This window comes from Staphylococcus sp. HMSC056G08 (genome assembly GCF_001812305.1).
GTDB lineage: Bacteria > Bacillota > Bacilli > Staphylococcales > Staphylococcaceae > Staphylococcus > Staphylococcus simulans.
In genome coordinates this window covers 92,914-111,811 of sequence record NZ_KV808528.1, presented here as the reverse complement: position 1 = coordinate 111,811, position 18,898 = coordinate 92,914, and the positions used below count along the sequence as shown (strand labels likewise).

The window sequence follows — 18,898 nt, the reverse complement described above, 5'->3', positions numbered from 1 at the left end:
CTATTATTGTACAATATTATATTTAAGGTTATATATGTGTATAAAGAGCCGTCATATCGGCTCTTTTTCATGCCATCAAATCGTCATTCTCCCTTTAATTTGTGAACATTTAATGATATTATTTATTTGTAAGCGTTTCAATATATTGTGGAGGGAGTAATATGACGAAATATACACAGGTTAGTGAAGCACCTGTAAATTTCGGAGCTAACTTAGGGGTAATTATTGATTTATACGATCAATATCTACAAGATCCAACTTCTGTCTCTGAAGATTTACAAATTCTATTTAGTACAATTAACAATGACAACAGAGAGGTGGCTGCAGCACCTTCATCAAGTTCTGATGATATGACAATTAAACAAGTTATGCGTTTAATCGATAACATCAGACAATATGGGCATCTGCAGGCAGATATTTATCCAGTCAATCGACCAGAACGTAAAAATGTTCCTAGATTGACACTTGAAGATTTCAATTTAACAAAAGAAGATTTAGAGCAAATTTCTTCAGGCATTGTGTCAGATCATTTTTCTGATATTTATGACAATGCCTATGAAGCAATCCAACGCATGGAAAAGCGTTATAAAGGGCCGATTGCTTTTGAATACACACACATTAACAACAATAAAGAACGCGCTTGGCTCAAGCGACGTATTGAAACGCCATATAAAGCAAACTTAAATAAAAGCCAAAAGCTAGAATTATTCAAGACATTAGCACATGTTGAAGGTTTCGAAAAATATCTTCATAAAAACTTTGTAGGGGCAAAGCGATTCTCTATTGAAGGTGTAGATACCCTTGTGCCAATGCTGCAACAAATCTTAAGTCGTGCAGCTAAAGAAGAAATTCAAAATATTCAAATAGGTATGGCACACCGTGGACGCCTCAACGTTTTAACACATGTGTTAGAAAAACCTTATGAAATGATGATTTCTGAATTCATGCATACTGATCCAATGAAGTTCCTACCACAAGACGGCAGTCTAGAATTAACTTCAGGTTCAGCATGGACAAGTGACGTTAAATATCACTTAGGCGGTACGAAAACAACAGACACTTATGGTATAGAACAACGCATTTCATTAGCAAACAACCCAAGTCACTTAGAAATCGTGTCACCGGTTGTATTAGGTAAAACACGTTCTGTACAAGATGACCGTCATCAAAGCGGCAAAGTACAAACAGATTTCAGCAAATCTATGCCGATTTTAATTCATGGTGATGCTGCTTATCCAGGACAAGGTATCAACTTTGAAACAATGAACTTAGGCAACTTAGAGGGGTATTCAACAGGCGGTTCATTGCATCTGATTACTAACAACAGAATCGGTTTCACTACAGAGCCACAAGATGGTCGCTCAACAACATATTCTACAGATGTTGCTAAAGGTTATGATGTACCGATTATGCATGTTAATGCAGACAATGTTGAAGCAACAATTGAAGCAATTGATATTGCAATGGACTTCAGAAAAGAGTTCAACAAAGATGTTGTTATCGATTTAGTCGGTTACCGTCGTTATGGTCATAACGAAATGGATGAACCATCTATTACAAACCCAATTCCTTATCATGCCATCCGTAAGCATCCAACTGTAGATCACATTTATGGTGACCAATTGGTTGAAGAAGGCATTATCTCTGAGGATGAAAAGAATGACATCTTAGATGATGTTCAAAAAGAACTACGTGCAGCACATGATAAAATCGATAAAAATGATAAAACAACAACACAAGATATGTCTAAACCGGACAATGTTGACTTACCGCTTCAACCTGATGATCGTCAATTTGATTTCGAAGAATTGAAATCAATCAATGATGCATTATTAACATATCCAACAGGTTTTGAAGTCTTGAAAAAACTGAACAAAGTTTTAGAAAAACGTAGAGAACCATTTGAAAAAGAAGATGGTTTAGTAGATTGGGCACAAGCTGAACAACTTGCATTTGCGACAATCATGCAAGATGGCACACCAATTCGTTTAACAGGTCAAGACAGTGAACGTGGTACTTTCAGTCACAGACATGCGGTATTGCATAACCCTGATACTGGCGAAGAATATGTGCCTTTACAACATGTACCAAATCAACGTGCATCCTTCGATGTTCATAACTCACCGCTATCTGAAGCAGCTGTTGTAGGCTTCGAATACGGTTACAATGTTGAAAACAAGGGTACTATGAATATCTGGGAAGCTCAATACGGCGACTTTGCGAATATGGCACAAATGATGTTCGATAACTTCTTATTCAGCAGTTATGCGAAGTGGGGCGAACGCTCAGGTCTAACATTGTTCTTACCACATTCATATGAAGGACAAGGTCCAGAGCACTCATCAGCAAGATTAGAGCGTTTCTTACAACTCTCAGCTGAGAATAACGCGACTGTCGTAAATTTATCTAGCTCAAGTAACTATTTCCACTTATTACGTGCACAAGCAGCAAGCTTGGATACTGATGCAATGCGTCCACTAGTTGTCATGTCACCGAAAAGTTTATTAAGAAATAAAACTGTAGCTGACACAATCGATAAATTTACACAAGGCCATTTCGAACCTATCTTGCCAGAAGAGCATGAAGCAAGCAAAGTCAAAAAAGTGATTTTAGCTTCAGGTAAAATGTTTATTGATTTGAAGGAACGTCTGCAAAAAGAACCGGATGAATCGATTTTATTGATTGCGGTAGAACGCTTATATCCATTCCCAGCTGACGAAATCAAAGCAGTTATTGATCAGTTGCCAAACCTTGAAACAATTGCATGGGTTCAAGAAGAACCGCAAAACCAAGGTGCTTGGTTGTTCGTATATCCTTACTTAAGTGATATCGCTAGCGATCAATACGAATTGCAATATAGCGGTCGTATTAAACGTTCTGCGCCAGCTGAAGGTGACGGAGAAAATCATAAACTCGTTCAAAAATCTATTATCGAAGAGAGTCTTAACAAAAATTAGGGGGAAATTAGTATGTCTGAGATCGTAGTTCCAGAGTTAGCAGAATCTATTACAGAAGGTACAATAGCTGAATGGTTGAAGAATCCAGGTGATTCAGTAGACAAAGGTGAAGCTGTTGTCGAATTAGAAACAGATAAAGTCAACGTTGAAGTTGTATCTGAAGAAGCAGGTGTTTTACAAGAACACTTAGCAGAACCTGGTGATACTGTTGAAGTAGGACAAGCAATCGCAACTGTAGGGGAAGGCAGCGGCAGTTCATCATCTTCAGCTTCATCTGATGACAAAAAAGAAGAAGCACCAAAATCTGAAGACAAATCAGAATCAAAATCTGAACCAGCAGAAGCTGACAAATCAGAAGAAAAAGAAAGTGCTTCTAGTGACCAACGCGTCAATGCAACACCATCTGCACGTAAATATGCGCGTGAAAAAGGTATCGACTTAGCAGAAGTTGCTTCTAAAGGTAACGATGTTGTACGTAAAGATGACATTGATCGTCAACAACAAGGTAACCAAAAACAAGCTGAGCCAGCGAAATCAGAAGCACCAGCTAAACCACAAAGCAGCACACCAAACAAACCAGTGATTCGCGAAAAAATGTCTCGTCGTAAACAAACAGCAGCTAAAAAATTATTAGAAGTATCTAATAACACAGCAATGCTGACTACATTCAACGAAGTTGACATGACAAATGTGATGAACTTACGTAAACGTAAAAAAGAACAATTTATCAAAGATCATGATGGAACAAAATTAGGTTTCATGTCATTCTTCACAAAAGCAGCCGTTGCAGCATTGAAAAAATACCCTGCAGTGAATGCTGAAATTGATGGACAAGACATGATTACTAAACAATTCTATGATATCGGTATTGCGGTATCTACAGATAATGGTTTAATCGTGCCATTCGTACGTGACTGTGATAAGAAAAACTTCGCAGAAATCGAAAGTTCAATCGCAGACTTAGCAGTTAAAGCACGCGACAACAAATTATCACTTGGTGATTTAATGAACGGTTCATTCACTATCACAAACGGTGGTATCTTCGGTTCAATGATGTCTACACCAATCATTAACGGAAGCCAAGCAGCTATTTTAGGTATGCACTCAATCATCACGCGTCCAATCGCGATTGATAAAGATACAATTGAGAACCGTCCTATGATGTACCTTGCTTTAAGCTACGACCACAGAATTATTGATGGTAAAGAGGCAGTAGGATTCTTGAAAACAATCAAAGAGCTTATCGAAAGCCCTGAAGATTTATTATTAGAATCTTAATCTATAAAGTAAATCATATTACAAACCTTGATACGACGGCAGTTTTGCCGTCGTTTTTTTATGTTTATTTTTGAATTTCGAAACAAAAATAAGCAGCGTGATTGATTTAACTCATTAAAATCAATCATCGCTGCTTTTAATTCTATAACATATTGAAAACGACAAGTTCTATAATCGCAAGGATGACAAATACGATACATAAAACTCCGAAATGTTGCTTTTTAAACTTCGCATTTTCTTTAATTCGACCTGTGAAGTAGTTAATACCGGAGTATGCTGCTACAAGTATCGTTAAAGCGAATAATATCCAGAAAGTAAGCATTATTAATCATCTCCTTTGATCCAAATTTTCAGATCAAACACGCCTTTTCTAATCCTATATACTATTACTATACCTTATTTTGACTGAATTCATTCATTGAACACTTCATCATACAAAAACCACTTCATTTAAGTTATAATGAATGAGAAATCACAAAAGAAGGTGTGGGTAAAATGGCAGGTTTACGAAGTGTCACAATAGGTACTCGAAATCTAGAACAATCAATTTATTTATTTCATGATATTTTAGGATTGAATTATGAAAGACAAGGTTCAAAAAATGCAGTACGTTTTGGTGATGCATTTTTAAGTCCGGGTACAAGAATACACTTTATTGAAGTACCAAACTATTCGACAGAAAATAATCATGTCTTAAGTGTCGGTTTAAGAACACCATCAGATTTAGGATTAGAAGAGTATCAATCAATTTTAGACCAAAATGAAATCAAATATGGTGACGTTACTGAAATGAATAATAATAAACATTTTGAATTTAAAGACGGTAACGGACAATTCTTTGATATCTATTCTAATGAAAATAATAGTGGTGTACCATTAGGTATGCCTACCGATGAAGGTACGGTGAATCCGCTTCACCAAATCCAAGGACTTGGACCAGTGATTGTTCAAGTTAACGAAATGTTGCTGACTTCATCGATTTTATCTAAAGTATTCGGCCTTGATCATTTTGCTGAATACACACCGACTACAGATGATGACTTTAAAGTACAAGTATTTCGAATTGGAGAAGGCGGCTTAGGTGGAGAATTACACATCTTCCAAGCTACAGAACCAATTAATTTACCAGAATATGGTTCGGTCGAACAAATCGAATTTAGTACGCAATCTAAACAAGAATACCGCAATGCGGTCCAACAGCTAGAAACAATAGGCATTCCATATCAAACACTTGAACAACAAGATTCAGAATCAGTTCGTATTACAGAAAATAGTGGATTGTCATTCATCTTAACTTTAGAAAAAGCATAACCTGCACAGAAAGGATTGTGAACATATGTTACACGAAGAATGGAAAGATAAACAACCAATTAAAAAGGTAGAAGTACTGCATACAGACGCTAAAAAATTTACAGTATCTGATATGTTGACTATTGGAAAACAATACGATGTCGTTAACGAAACTGAAGAATATTATCAAATCATTGATAACTCAGGTAAAGTTGGCGGTTATTATAAAGAGTATTTTAAAGAAGTTTAATAAGCAATTTGAATTAAATATTCGATTAGGGACTTGGGCACAATGATGTGCCTCGGTCTATTTTTTGATGTATGAAAAGGAGAAATTTTAAATGGCACAACATCAGTATATTAATGCCGATAAAACAGTATTTGGTGACGCATATGCAATGATGCGCTTAAATAAAAACATTTTATTAAAAGGACCGACAGGGTCAGGTAAAACGAAACTCGCAGAATCATTAAGTGAAGATATTAATATTCCAATGCATCAAGTCAATTGTTCTGTTGATTTAGATGCTGAAAGTTTACTAGGTTTCAAAACTATCCAAACAAGTCCAGATGGCAATCAAGAAATTGTCTTTATTGATGGACCTGTTATCCAAGCGATGAAAGAAGGACACATTCTATACATTGATGAAATCAATATGGCGAAACCTGAAACACTTCCTATCTTAAACGGTGTGCTAGACTATCGTCGCAGTCTTACAAATCCGTTTACTGGTGAAATTATTAAAGCAAAACCTGGTTTTAATGTCATTGCAGCAATTAACGAAGGTTATGTAGGTACATTACCAATGAACGAAGCATTAAAAAACCGTTTCGTTGTTATTCATGTAGACTATATTGATGGCGAAACATTAAAAACAGTTATTAAAGAACAAAGTCGCTTAGACGATGATGCACTTATTTCAAAAATTGTCGCATTTAATGAAGACTTACGTACTATGACAAAACAAGGGCAAATTTCTGAAGAAGCTGCAAGTATTCGTGCATTGATTGATATGAGTGATTTAGCAACAGTCATGCCGATTGAACGTGCAATCCAACGTGCGATTATTGACAAGTTAGAAGATGAACGTGAACAACAAGCGATTATTAATGCAATAGAATTGAACTTTTAGTGAGGGATTTTTATGACCAATCGATTTATCAAGTTTAATGATGAAATCTTAGACGCTAAAAAAGTGATGATGTTGCAAGACCTTGCACGTTTACTTTTGGAAAATAATCAAACGCATGTCAAAATTCAAAAATTCCCTTATTATGATCCGATCGAAAATGAATTAATCGCTAGTGTCTTCTGGACACACCGTCCAAGTCATATTGAAATTACTGGACTAAAGACAGATGTTTTACTTGCGACCTATGGTTATCGATTAATGGATGAATTTATTGTGAATGAAGTACTAGATAATCAAGAATTTAAACATCCAAGCTTCTTTAAACAAGTCTTCAAGCTATTAGAAGATATGCGTGTGCTAAATGCGATTGTTAAAATTCGCCCAAGTATGAAAGATGCAATCGCTTTGCGCAAACAAATTCGTCTTAACTATACTGAGTCACAAATCAGTGTTTATCGCACAAAAACAACTTATACTGATTTAATCTTCTTATATTTAGAGAAATCACTATTAACTGAAGACTTTTATGAAGTGCCTAGTATTAGACCTGATTTAGATCCAATCTTACAAAGTATGTATATGTATCTGCCGAATTTCTTTATGAACTACACATCAGAAGACAATAAGTTCTTAGCTGAACGTATTATGTATCAGCTTGATGACTTATTAGATGAAGACATGCTAAATGAGTATTATTACATTCCACGTAAAGTTTATAAAGAAATCCAAGCTGAAACTTTCGATGACCTTAAACGTGTGGATGCAGCAAATGTTGACGGTAAAGATGACACAGATGAAGATGATGACATCGAGACAGCTGAAGCTGACACCAAAGCACAAGACTCTAAATCGCAAGGTGGTTCTTACCTAGAAATGGAACTCCATGAAGGCGAGAACAGTGAAGCTGTCAGTGATAATGACAACGCACGTGAAGGTGATGCTTCTGATGATATGACAGATATGATGACTAAAAAGGGTAAAGGATCAAATGAGACCATAGATAATGAGTCGGGTGGCCAAACAGGTGCTTCATCACAACCTTTTGCCTTAAAAGGTATCAATGAAAATGTGGAAATTAAATGGAATGTGCCGGAAATAACAGCTGAGGATCGTGCAGCATATCACGAAGTAGAACGAGAAGTACAATACGAAATCAAGGATTTAACACAAATCATTGAAAAAACGATAGAACGTGAACAAGTTGATGAACGTCATAATCTGACTAAAGGACGTTTACAAAGAGACTTAATCAATTGGTTTATTGATGACCAATATAAAATGTTCTATAAAAAACAAGATTTAAGTCGTTCCTTCGATGCGACATTCACATTACTTGTTGATGCATCAGCAAGTATGATTGATAAAATGGAAGAAACAATCAAAGGTGTCGTATTATTCCATGAAACCTTGAAAAAACTGAATGTAAAACATGAAGTTTTAGCATTTAATGAGGATGCATTTGATGCTGATGACAAATCGCAACCTAATATTATTGATGAAATTATCAATTATAATTATTCTATCGGTTCAAAAGACAGCGCTAGAATAATGGAATTAACGCCACAAGATGATAATAGGGATGGTGTCGCAATCAGAATTGCAAGTGAACGCTTATTAAGCAGACCGCATCACCAACAATTTTTAATCATCTTTTCTGATGGTGAACCTTCAGCATATAATTACGATCAAGATGGTATTATTGACACGTACGAAGCTGTTGAAGAAGCTAGAAAATATGGTGTTGAGATATTTAACGTATTCTTAAGTCAAGAAGAAATTACTGAAGATATTGAACGTACCATCCATAATATATATGGACAATACGCTTTATTTGTAGAAGGTGTTGAGAACTTACCGAGTCAACTTTCACCTTTATTGAAAAAACTATTATTGAAGTCTGTCTAAAGACCTTATACAATACGCATACAAAACACAATAAGACATTATCTTGTTGATTGTATGCGTATTATTTTGTTTTAAAATTAGTAAAATGACATATTTCACTGATTATGTAACAAATTTCGCGTGATACTTTTTAAATTTTCTGAAAGTTTATATGGCAATTCCTAGTGCATTATGCTAAAATAAAGCAATATTTAAGATTTATAGTAACAGAAGGAGCACATCAAAATGAATAAAAACACATGGATTATCGGGTTTACCTTGTTTGCCATCTTCTTTGGCGCCGGAAACCTTATCTTCCCACCAAACTTAGGACTAGATAGCGGTCATTATTTCTGGCCAGCTATTCTCGCATTTGTATTAACGGGAATCGGGCTTCCGTTATTAGGTGTGGTAGTAGGTGCTTTAGATAAACAAGGTTATATCGGATCATTTAATAAAATATCACCTATTTTCTCAGTAGTATTCCTAGTGGCTATTTATTTAACAATCGGACCGTTGTTCGCAATTCCGCGTACAGCGTCAACATCATTTGAAATGACTGTTACACCGATCATTAATACAAGCAGCCCAATTGCGTTATTTATTTTCTCAGTTATTTATTTCGCAGTAGTATTATATCTTTGTTTGAGTCCCGGTAAAATGATAGACCGTATCGGTTCATTATTAACGCCAGCATTATTGATTACAATCATTGCTATGATTATCAAAGGATTTATGGACTTCGGTGGTAATCCATCTAGCCATGGTACAGAAGCATATACATCAACATTAACTGGTTTCTCTCAAGGTTTTACACAAGGTTACCTTACAATGGATGCAATTGCCGCAATTGCTTTCTCTATGATTGTAGTAAATGCAGTTAAAGCAACAGGAGTGACACATGCTGATACAATCTTCAAACAAACAGCAATGGCAGGCGTAATTGCAGCAGCTGGTTTAATGTTCATTTATATTTCTCTAGGTTATATCGGTAACCATATGGTTGTATCTCCAGAGAAATTAAAAGATTTAGCAGCACATGACCAAAACGTCGGTACATACTTACTGACTACAATTGCCGGAACTGGTTATGGTGAATTTGGTAAATACTTATTAGGTATCATCGTTGCACTTGCTTGTTTAACAACAGCATGTGGACTTGTAGTATCAGTAAGTCAATACTTCAATAGTATTTTCCCTAAAATCTCTTACAAAGCTTATGTATTAGGCTTTACTGGTATCAGTTTAGTACTTGCTAACTTAGGTTTAAACCAAGTTATTCAACTTTCAATTCCAGTATTGATGATTTTATATCCAATCGGAATTACAACTGTATTATTAATTTTGATGGCACGATTTGTTCCAATGAAACCAATCGTCCAACAATTTACAATTATTGTGATTACAATTACATCATTAATTAGTGTAGCGGTTGCTAAAGAATGGATTCATTTTGGAGCTTGGAGCAAATTACCACTTGCTAGCAACAGCCTAGAATGGTTCCCAATTGCGATTGTAGCTGTAATTATCGGGTACTTAATCAGCTTAGGCGCAAAAAATCAAAAACCAATCGTTTACGAAAAAGAATAATTCTATAAATCTAGAACGGGAGTGTACAAACCATACGTACACTCCCGTTTTCTATTCTTATTCGTTTTCTATATCTACATACAATAGTTTTACTTTGTCTTTTAACAATTTAATTTCAGCAGGCGTATCAAATAATATTTCTCCATCAATGTCCATTTTAGTATTTGGAGTCGTTTCTAAAGTTGCTTCATCAGTGGATACTAATGTGATATTCTCAGTGATATCATTCCAATTCATACTGTCTTTCACGTGGAAGAAATCCTTAATTAAACTCATATTATGATTTTTGAATAGGAAGATATTCATTTTACCATCGCAAGGGGATAAGTCTTCTAAAGGAATTCTGCTTCCACCGACAAAATTACCATTTGCGATGAGAATCATGGATGTTTCTCCTGAATAACTTTCACCATTTGCTTTAACTTCATATTTATAGGTTTCAGGATCAGCAATTACTTTTAAAGTAGTAAAGATATAACTTAACTTACCAAAAACTTTCTTACTGTTTGAATCTACATTTTCTGCATTTTCTACCATCATACCGATTCCGGCAAAGTTTAACGCAATATGACCATTAATATCTAATACATCAAAAGATTTCACTTTAGCTTCAAGCAATTGTTGTGCTGCTTGTACAGGTCTAGCAGCCAAATTTAATGTTTTAGCAAAATCATTAAACGTTCCGCCTGGAATAATGCCGATAGGAATATTCAACTCATTTTTTACGACGCCGTTTACTAACTCATTAACTGTACCATCGCCGCCTAAGATAAAGAAGATATCATATGAATGGTCATCATTTTGAGCTACAGTATCACAAAACTTTTTAATATCTCCTTCTTCTTTACTTAATTTAATTGTTAAATCATCACACATTTGAACTAAGCTTTCTGTTACTTGTCCAATAGATTTATACAGATTGCCTTGACCTGCAGCTTGATGATAAAACAAAACACCTTTATTGAAGTGTTGTGTCATTAGTTACCAGACTCCTTTGAACTTATCTCGTTATACTTACCCAAAAATTAATATTGTTCAATCATACAAAAGAAAAAACGATTATCTTTCACCAAAACGGTAGGGGAGATAATCGTTTTTGTTTGTTATTGTACTTTATTTTCTTTCATTGTTAATAAGCGTTCTTTCATATCCGCTTCTAAATGTTGCAATTCTTGTTCAGCTTGTTGACGTTTTTCACGACCTTCAGCTTGAATTTGCAATGTTTGTTCAACTGTTTCAATAATATTCTCGTGTGTTGATTTTAATGTTTCAATATCAACAATTCCACGTTCATTTTCAACAGCTGTATCCACTGCATTTTGTTTTAACAACTCTGAGTTCGCAGTTAACAGGTCATTGGTAGTATCAGTAACTGCACGTTGGGCTGACATTGCTTGTCGTTGACGCATCAATGTTAACGCAATAGCCATTTGGTTTTTCCACAATGGAATACTTGTCAAAATGGAGCTTTGAATTTTTTCGGCAAGTGTTTGGTTCACATTTTGAATCATACGAATTTGTGGTGCAGTTTGTAGTGATATTTGTCTAGATAACTGTAAATCGTAGATACGTTTATCTAAACGATCAGCAAATTGTTCTAAATCAGCTACTTCTTGAATATCCATTTGATTGCCTGATTCATATGCCTTTTGTCTTTTCTCAGGTAATTCTTGTTCTAAGATTGCTTGTTTCTTTTCTTGTGCCGCTGCAATATAAAGATTAAGTTCTTCAAAGTAGTCTTTATTTTGATTATATAGACCGTTTAATAATTGAATATCTCTGTTCAATCCATCTTTATGATTTTTTAATTCAACAGAAATACGGTCTACTTGAGAGCCAACTGATTGCATTCTTGAGAAAATTTCATTCGCAGAAGCTTTAGCGCGTTTAAAAATTTTCTTTATGAAAGAATCTTTTTCTTGTTTAAAGTCATCGGGTTGTACTTCTTTAAGTTTTACCATTAATTGATTTAATGTATCTCCGATAGGGCCTGTATCTTTAGACTTTACTTCAGTCAGCATTTTATGTGCAAAAGTCGACATACTAGATTGTGCATTGGAACCGAATTTCATCAGTGAGTCATAATTCATCGGTTCAATCTGATTTGCCAACTCTTGAATTTTCTTTTGTTGTTCTGGCGTGAAATCTTTATTAGCCTCCATGAGTGTCTGGTCATTTGAAATCTGGCTCTGTAACTCTGGATGTGTCGGCATTTCATTTTCGTTAGCCATTAATCATGCTCCTTTCTTTGTAAGTGACGTTGTTGCTCTATTTTATTCATTTCCATTTCAACATCAAGACGTGTATAGTCTTCTTCATTTAATCGCTTTAAATCTGCAACTAAAGTTCTTTTAACTTCATCTAAGGTAATACGTGTTTGTTCTAACTTTTGTTTTTCTTCTTTAGATTTTGCTGGCATTTTTGCCAATCTTGTATAGCTTTCAATCAGGTTCAACGCATTATCTAAGTGCGAATAGAAAAAGCTATCAACAATAAAGAACTTTTGTGGTTGCTGTCTCACCGTAAAATATATCGTTCGTGCTAACCTATGAATTTCGTTAACTTGCTTGAAATCTTTTATTGATCGCACGTTGATAAAGGATTTTAGTAGTTTTCTAACTTTTGTTTGCGCATTATTTAAATGGTGACGCACAAATCTAAAGTCTCTTCGTGTTAATCCTATTTCATTTAAATATTTTTTGGATGTGAAAAATTGAGTAGGAAGGTAAAAAGCAAAGAATGCTGCAATACCGATTCCTAAATCATATACAAATAATATATCGAATGCATAAATACTTGTGAGCCAAGCGACAATAGCAGCTGGAACACCTACAAGTGTTCCATAAATTCGAGAAATATAATATCTCAATTTACATCTTCCTTTTTAAATAGTTCTAAATCTTTCTAAAGATGAATCTGTATCTAGATGTTCAATGTTGTAGTCTGTGACATTGGAAGCAGGGGAAGCACCCTCGATTATCGCTTGTGTGAATTGTTCGAGTTCTTGTTCTTCACCTTGGGCATATATTTCTACATATTGCTCAACATTTTGTACTGTTCCTGTAATATGATATTTTTGTGCAAGGCGTTCAGTAAAATAACGGAATCCGACACCTTGTACTTGTCCAAATACTTGAATTTTTCTACGTTGCATAAGATCACCTCTTTGTTTTATTATACGAATTTTCAGGGCAAAAAACTAATATTTACTACACAACCCAATATCTATAAATACAAACACATTTCTTGAAATTATCTCTTCAATAGTTAAGAATATAAAGAGAAATGATTTTCTAAAAAGGGGATTTTAAAGTGTGGACAGTCAATATAATCAGAGCTGACTATGAGGGATGGTGGTTGTTCGATGATTGGCGCGATAATATCTATGAACAATTTCAATTTGAACAATATGAGGATATGCTTAAAAAATACAGAGAACTGATTTGTTTGTCTAAAATGAAGTTTGATAATTTCATAAAAGGTAAGTACAACATTTATGCATTCTACAATAATTGTGATATGGGGTTTTGTGAAGATTGCGATGAAGATATGCAAATATTTTATAGCTTTATCGTATTATATAATAACGAAGTATATTACGACCTCCCAATTATTGACTAATTATTTTTTACTATTTGTATTGCAATGATATGGGGAATGCACTATAATGGGTTTTAAGCAATAGTTTTATTCCATATTGCAAAGAATATTTAGCTCAAACACATATAGAACATACCGATAACATTGCTTTTGCGTAATCTGCAACTAAGGGTGGTATCGTAAGATTTATATTGAGTCATGAACAGTTATTAACCCACCTGCAGCATATACATAAGACTGTTGAAAAGTGATTAGAATGATATAGATATCAAGATTTACTTTTGTGGTTTTACAATACTCTAATTATCGTAAGTATTTTTTGTAATATGCGAATAAGCATATTGAATTTTAGTCTTGGAGGTTTCACAAATTATGAAACAAGGTACAGTTAAATGGTTCAACGCTGAAAAAGGATTCGGTTTTATCGAAGTTGAAGGAGAAAACGATGTATTCGTACACTTCTCAGCAATTAACCAAGAAGGTTACAAATCATTAGAAGAAGGTCAATCAGTAGAATTTGAAGTAGTTGAAGGCGACCGCGGTCCTCAAGCTGCAAACGTTGTTAAACTATAATTAATAGATGGCTTTTATTGATTATTAAACACTTTACACTTTGTAAAGTGTTTTTTTCTTTGTCTTTTTCCTTTTTTGGCTTTATCTCCAATATAAAACGGAAGGGAAAATTAAGATAATGATACATTGTTGTTTCTTAGAAAAGAGTGATTTTCTTCTGTTAATTTAGTAAATCTCGTATAATACAAAAAAACGAACTGATCTCATCTCAGTTCGTTTTTTACATTTATGATTTATTTTACTTTTGTATCATTAATAATTAATTGACGTAGTGATTGACGTTTGATAACTTCTCTTGCTTTACCATCTTTCACAAATAACACTGCAGGTTTCTGCATTTGGTTATAGTTAGATGACATAGAGTAGTGATATGCACCTGTTGATAATATCGCAAGGTAATCGCCACGATGAACAGATGAAGGTAATTTCACATCTCGCGCAATAATATCGCCAGACTCACATAATTTACCAGAGATAGTGACTGTATCGTCCGCTTCTTCATCACGATTAACTAATAAGGCATCATACTTCGCACCATATAATGCTGTACGGATGTGATCACTCATACCACCGTCAATAGATACATATTTGTTAATACCAGGAATTTCTTTAATTGTACCGACTTCATAAAGCGTTACACCAGCTTCTCCCACAATAGAACGTCCTGGTTCAATACCAATTGTTGGTAGTGGATAATCTGCTTCTTTCGCAATATCTTTTAAAGCATCTGTAATTTCTTTGATACCTGACTCGATAGGGAAGCTGACATCACCTTCAACATAACGGATTCCGAAGCCACCACCAATATTTAGTAAATCCACTTCTAAATTCAAATCTTTTAACCATTTAATCACAATTTTAGCTGTTTCAATCATTGCTTCTGTGCCTTCAATTTGAGAACCAATATGGAAATGGATACCTTTTAAGTTTAATTTATCGCTATTTTGAATTTTTTCAATCGCTTGATCTGCTAAACCATAGCGAATAGATAAACCAAATTTACTATCTTCTTGGCCCGTTTGAATAAATTCATGGGTATGTGCTTCTACACCAGGATTTACACGTAGTACAACATCAGCTGTTTCTGATGCATATCTATTAATTAATTCGATTTCATCTAAAGAATCAATCACGAAATAACCGATTTTACTTTCTAATGCATAACGAATTTCGTGTTTTGTTTTGTTATTACCATGGAAGTGGATGTTTGCTGGGTCGTAACCGGCTTCTAAAGCAGTATAAAGTTCACCTTCAGATACAACATCTAAGCTTAATCCTTCTTCTTGTACAAGCTTAACCATTTGTAGGCAAGTAAATGCTTTTGAAGCATATGAAATATTATAATCAAGGCCGCTAGCTTCAAATGCTTCTTTATATCTGCGCATTTGATTACGGATTTGGTCCTCATCATAAACAATCAGTGGGGTACAGAAGCTTTGAGCAATCATTTCTAAACTTGTGCCACCCATTGTTAATTTACCATTTTTATATTCTACAACCATTTTATCGAATCTCCTTTATCAAAGAATCATGGTTTAGCGCACTTAATTGTTCAGAGTTCGCGCCGACACCTTTAAACGTATATTCATCAATACGCATATCTTCATTATATAGTATCACTTCATCTTGTGCAGTAACGGTTTCATCAACCGCAACGAACATATGACTCATCATCAAAGCTTTGATAGGGTAACGTTTACCATTAATAAGGGCTTCGTGTTTTGCTCTGGTTCTTAAAATACCGTCACCGTAACCCATATCAACAACCGCAAGTTTTGTATGATCTTGTTCGACTTCATACGCAAAGCTATAGCCGCAATAGTCACCTTTATTTACATCTCTGACTTGAATCACATTACCTTTAACAGTAAGTGATTGACTGATAACGTCTTCTGATAAGCTGCTGTAAGGTCTTGAGCCATATAAAGCAATACCGACACGTGCATGCGTGTGATGCGGTAAAAGTTGTTGTTCTTCTCGATAAAATGAAGCACTGTTTTGTGCATGAATTAAATCAAAATGATACCCCTCAGAAAGTAATGCATCGACAACGTCAACCCACGCTTGTTTTTCAATACCATATTCAGGAACATCAAATTCATCTGCGTAACCAAAATGTGTCCATAAACCACTGATAATCATCTGATCTTCATTTTGGTTATTCGCATGATCTTCAAGTACTTCTTTAATTTCTTGTATGGTTTTAAGCCCAGAACGATGAAGTAAGTTCTCAAATTCTAAGTGAACATGGATACCTTGTAACTCTTCTTTATATTGATAGTAATAAGTTAAAGAGGGCAGGGTCATGTGAATATGATTATCTCTTACCGCATCAAAATCATAAACAGCGTTCATTAAAAAAATCGTCGCATTTGGCGCAATTTTTCTGACACGAATAGCTTCAGCAAGTGAAGTTGTGCTGAATGTATCAATGCCAGCTTCTAAAAAGGCTTCTACAGAAAATTCTAACCCATAGTTATAAGCATTGTTCTTCACAACGGCCATTAAATTTTGGTTATGACGTACTTTTTTCGCATTATCTATAAATTGTTGACGGTTTACCGACCAAATCGCTGTCATGAAGAAACCTCCTTGCCATATTGGAATAATAGATTTTCATAATAATCCGCAATACGGATTAATTGTGCTTCGTCGAAGTTAAGTTTCGGTGTATGCAAACCATGTACCCAGTCATTTGCTTCATTACGAATACCGACAAAAGCAAAGTAACTTGGCGCAATTTGGCTATAGAAACTGAAATCTTCACCGAATAAATAAGGTTTTTCTAATTCTACTACATTAAAGTCCGTATCTTTTAAAGCTTTAACGACACCATCATGTAAAGTAGGGTCATTAAAAGTAGGTGGGTAACCTTCTTCAAACTTCACTTCGCAATTAACACCAAATAATAATTGTATACTTTGCGCAATTTTAGACATTTGATCTTTTACTGCTTGTAGATCATTTGTGTCATACGTACGAATTGTACCTTCTAAGTAACCTTGACTAGGAACTGTGTTAATCGCTTCACCAGCATTAAAACGACCAATATGAACTATATTTCTTTGTAAACCATTCAAATGATATTGTTGAATTTGACTCACTTGGTTTAATACATGGATTAAACCTTCACCACATGAGCGTCCTTGTTCTTTATTCGCAACGTGGCTAGATTGTCCTTTTAAGAAGAAGCGATATTCTGTGGCACTCGCAGTAATTTCTTCATTCATAATTGTTACAGTGCCTTCATCATTAAACGGCATAACATGGATACCAAAAACCGCTTCGATTGGATGATGATCAAATGCACCAGCTTTGATCAAACGGTTAGCACCTGCGCCTGTTTCTTCAGCAGGTTGAAAAATAAACACTACATTTTGCGGTAATTCGCCTTTGTCAAATAAAGCTTTGCATCGTCTGACAAATAAGAGTAGGGCAGTTGTATGGCCATCATGTCCACACGCATGCATCACATTTGCTTTTGAACTTTTAAAGTCGATGTCATTTTCTTCATCAATCGGTAAAGCATCAATATCGGCTCTAAACGCAATTGTATGATTACCGTTACCTTTTAAGTGTGCAACGACACCTGTTTCTAAAGGACGTTCATAAGGTACGCCGATAGATTCTAAAAAAGCGATGATATGATTCGTTGTTTCGTATTCTTCCAAACTTAGTTCTGGGTTTTGATGTAAATGGCGACGATGTTGTGTTACAAATTCTAATTCAGTTTGTGTCATAATATCCTTCCTTTTGTCTTACTTAATAATATGTATAAAAGGCGTATGTGAGGCTCTGCAAAACGCACACGATACGCCTTTTTTGATTTATTTAATAGTTGTTAACGTCTGGTTTTTGATTAGTCATTTAATTTACGTAAAGCAGATACGATTTCACGTTTAGAATCTTCAACTTCAGAAGTTTGTTTGATTACTTTCGCTGGTGTACCTGCAACTACAGTACCGGCTGGAACGTCTTGTGTCACAATTGCACCTGCAGCAACAATTGCGCCTTTACCGACACGAACGCCTTCTAAGATAACTGCATTGGCACCGATTAATACATCATCTTCAATTACAACAGGGGATGCACTTGGTGGTTCGATAACACCTGCTAATACAGCACCTGCACCGACATGTACATTTTTACCTGTTGTTGCACGACCACCCAATGTCGCACCCATGTCGATCATTGTACCTTCGCCAACTACCGCACCGATGTTGATTGTTGCGCCCATCATCACAACTGCACCATCTTCGATAATCGCTTGTTCACGAATGAATGAACCTGGTTCAATACGCGCGTTTGTATGACGTAAATCTTTTAGTGGAATCGCAGAGTTGCGACGATCCATTTCAATTTCTACATCTTCAATGTAGTTTTGATATTCGTCATAGAATTTATCCCAGTCATCTGCTTCACAGAAAATCACTTTAGAATCTTCTCCGCCGAATACTTTAAATGATTCAGGGAATTCTACGTTTTTGAACGCTCCGTTAATATAAACTTTTAGTGGTGTTGATTTTTTCGCATCACTAATATATTGAATAATCTCCTCAGCTGTTAAATCTTTTGCCATGGTAAAAACCTCTC

The 18,898-nt window shown here is 35.1% G+C and carries 18 protein-coding genes; 9 read left to right on the top strand and 9 right to left on the bottom strand.

All coding sequences use genetic code 11. The features are described 5' to 3' along the window. Positions 1-161: 161 nt before the first annotated feature. A complete protein-coding gene (locus HMPREF2846_RS12395) occupies positions 162-2,957 on the top strand; it encodes a 2-oxoglutarate dehydrogenase E1 component (RefSeq protein ID WP_057510512.1) in 2,796 nt (931 codons plus the stop codon). Between the two features lie 12 nt (positions 2,958-2,969). Next, positions 2,970-4,235 carry a dihydrolipoyllysine-residue succinyltransferase gene (sucB, locus tag HMPREF2846_RS12390; RefSeq protein ID WP_023015213.1) on the top strand — a complete coding sequence of 422 codons (1,266 nt, stop codon included), beginning with the start codon at positions 2,970-2,972 and terminating at the stop codon, positions 4,233-4,235. 142 nt (positions 4,236-4,377) lie between these two features. On the opposite strand, the gene HMPREF2846_RS12385 is transcribed toward sucB, so the two are convergent. After that, the gene (locus tag HMPREF2846_RS12385; RefSeq protein WP_002480927.1) at positions 4,378-4,557 is read right to left on the bottom strand and encodes a hypothetical protein; all 180 of its coding nucleotides are present in this window, start codon (positions 4,555-4,557) and stop codon (positions 4,378-4,380) included. Positions 4,558-4,730: 173 nt separating this feature from the next. On the opposite strand from HMPREF2846_RS12385, the gene HMPREF2846_RS12380 reads away from it, so the two are divergent. The 5 genes from HMPREF2846_RS12380 to brnQ all read left to right on the top strand — a co-directional run bounded on the left by HMPREF2846_RS12380 (position 4,731) and on the right by brnQ (position 10,132). Beyond that, positions 4,731-5,546 carry a VOC family protein gene (locus HMPREF2846_RS12380; protein ID WP_002480926.1) on the top strand — a complete coding sequence of 272 codons (816 nt, stop codon included), beginning with the start codon at positions 4,731-4,733 and terminating at the stop codon, positions 5,544-5,546. Positions 5,547-5,571: 25 nt separating this feature from the next. Continuing rightward, a complete protein-coding gene (locus HMPREF2846_RS12375; RefSeq protein WP_002480925.1) occupies positions 5,572-5,775 on the top strand; it encodes a DUF6501 family protein in 204 nt (67 codons plus the stop codon). A gap of 91 nt (positions 5,776-5,866) precedes the next feature. After that, a complete protein-coding gene (locus HMPREF2846_RS12370; protein ID WP_002480924.1) occupies positions 5,867-6,658 on the top strand; it encodes an ATP-binding protein in 792 nt (263 codons plus the stop codon). Positions 6,659-6,670: 12 nt separating this feature from the next. After that, on the top strand, positions 6,671-8,563 hold the full coding sequence (locus HMPREF2846_RS12365; RefSeq protein WP_057510515.1) for a vWA domain-containing protein: 1,893 nt from the start codon (positions 6,671-6,673) through the stop codon (positions 8,561-8,563). A gap of 225 nt (positions 8,564-8,788) precedes the next feature. After that, positions 8,789-10,132, top strand: a complete 1,344-nt coding sequence (brnQ, locus tag HMPREF2846_RS12360; RefSeq protein WP_070626751.1) for a branched-chain amino acid-like transporter carrier protein BrnQ3 — start codon at positions 8,789-8,791, stop codon at positions 10,130-10,132. A 57-nt stretch (positions 10,133-10,189) separates the two neighbouring features. Here brnQ and HMPREF2846_RS12355 read toward each other — a convergent pair whose 3' ends face one another. The 4 genes from HMPREF2846_RS12355 to HMPREF2846_RS12340 all read right to left on the bottom strand — a co-directional run bounded on the left by HMPREF2846_RS12355 (position 10,190) and on the right by HMPREF2846_RS12340 (position 13,286). Beyond that, positions 10,190-11,110 carry a diacylglycerol/lipid kinase family protein gene (locus tag HMPREF2846_RS12355; RefSeq protein WP_002480921.1) on the bottom strand — a complete coding sequence of 307 codons (921 nt, stop codon included), beginning with the start codon at positions 11,108-11,110 and terminating at the stop codon, positions 10,190-10,192. Between the two features lie 125 nt (positions 11,111-11,235). Beyond that, positions 11,236-12,363, bottom strand: a complete 1,128-nt coding sequence (locus HMPREF2846_RS12350; protein ID WP_070626750.1) for a toxic anion resistance protein — start codon at positions 12,361-12,363, stop codon at positions 11,236-11,238. Next, positions 12,363-13,001 (bottom strand): 5-bromo-4-chloroindolyl phosphate hydrolysis family protein, encoded by a 639-nt coding sequence (locus HMPREF2846_RS12345; protein ID WP_002480919.1) that lies wholly within the window; start codon positions 12,999-13,001, stop codon positions 12,363-12,365. Before HMPREF2846_RS12345 ends, HMPREF2846_RS12350 begins: the two co-directional genes overlap by 1 nt. A 15-nt stretch (positions 13,002-13,016) precedes the next feature. Continuing rightward, the gene (locus HMPREF2846_RS12340; protein ID WP_002480918.1) at positions 13,017-13,286 is read right to left on the bottom strand and encodes an acylphosphatase; all 270 of its coding nucleotides are present in this window, start codon (positions 13,284-13,286) and stop codon (positions 13,017-13,019) included. A gap of 158 nt (positions 13,287-13,444) precedes the next feature. Between HMPREF2846_RS12340 and msaA the strand changes: the two genes are divergently transcribed. Then, positions 13,445-13,753 carry a regulatory protein MsaA gene (msaA, locus tag HMPREF2846_RS12335; RefSeq protein ID WP_023015218.1) on the top strand — a complete coding sequence of 103 codons (309 nt, stop codon included), beginning with the start codon at positions 13,445-13,447 and terminating at the stop codon, positions 13,751-13,753. A gap of 351 nt (positions 13,754-14,104) precedes the next feature. Next, the gene (cspA, locus tag HMPREF2846_RS12330; RefSeq protein ID WP_001831260.1) at positions 14,105-14,305 is read left to right on the top strand and encodes a cold shock protein CspA; all 201 of its coding nucleotides are present in this window, start codon (positions 14,105-14,107) and stop codon (positions 14,303-14,305) included. 233 nt (positions 14,306-14,538) lie between these two features. On the opposite strand, the gene lysA is transcribed toward cspA, so the two are convergent. From lysA to dapD, 4 genes are all read right to left on the bottom strand, one after another. Further along, the gene (gene lysA / locus HMPREF2846_RS12325) at positions 14,539-15,807 is read right to left on the bottom strand and encodes a diaminopimelate decarboxylase (protein WP_070626749.1); all 1,269 of its coding nucleotides are present in this window, start codon (positions 15,805-15,807) and stop codon (positions 14,539-14,541) included. Between the two features lies 1 nt (position 15,808). Beyond that, positions 15,809-16,885 carry an alanine racemase gene (locus HMPREF2846_RS12320; protein ID WP_057510519.1) on the bottom strand — a complete coding sequence of 359 codons (1,077 nt, stop codon included), beginning with the start codon at positions 16,883-16,885 and terminating at the stop codon, positions 15,809-15,811. Continuing rightward, on the bottom strand, positions 16,882-18,045 hold the full coding sequence (locus HMPREF2846_RS12315; protein WP_070626748.1) for a M20 metallopeptidase family protein: 1,164 nt from the start codon (positions 18,043-18,045) through the stop codon (positions 16,882-16,884). The genes HMPREF2846_RS12320 and HMPREF2846_RS12315 overlap by 4 nt, the downstream gene beginning before the upstream one ends. A 119-nt stretch (positions 18,046-18,164) precedes the next feature. Further along, positions 18,165-18,884, bottom strand: a complete 720-nt coding sequence (gene dapD, locus HMPREF2846_RS12310) for a 2,3,4,5-tetrahydropyridine-2,6-dicarboxylate N-acetyltransferase (RefSeq protein ID WP_002480910.1) — start codon at positions 18,882-18,884, stop codon at positions 18,165-18,167. Positions 18,885-18,898: the final 14 nt, after the last annotated feature.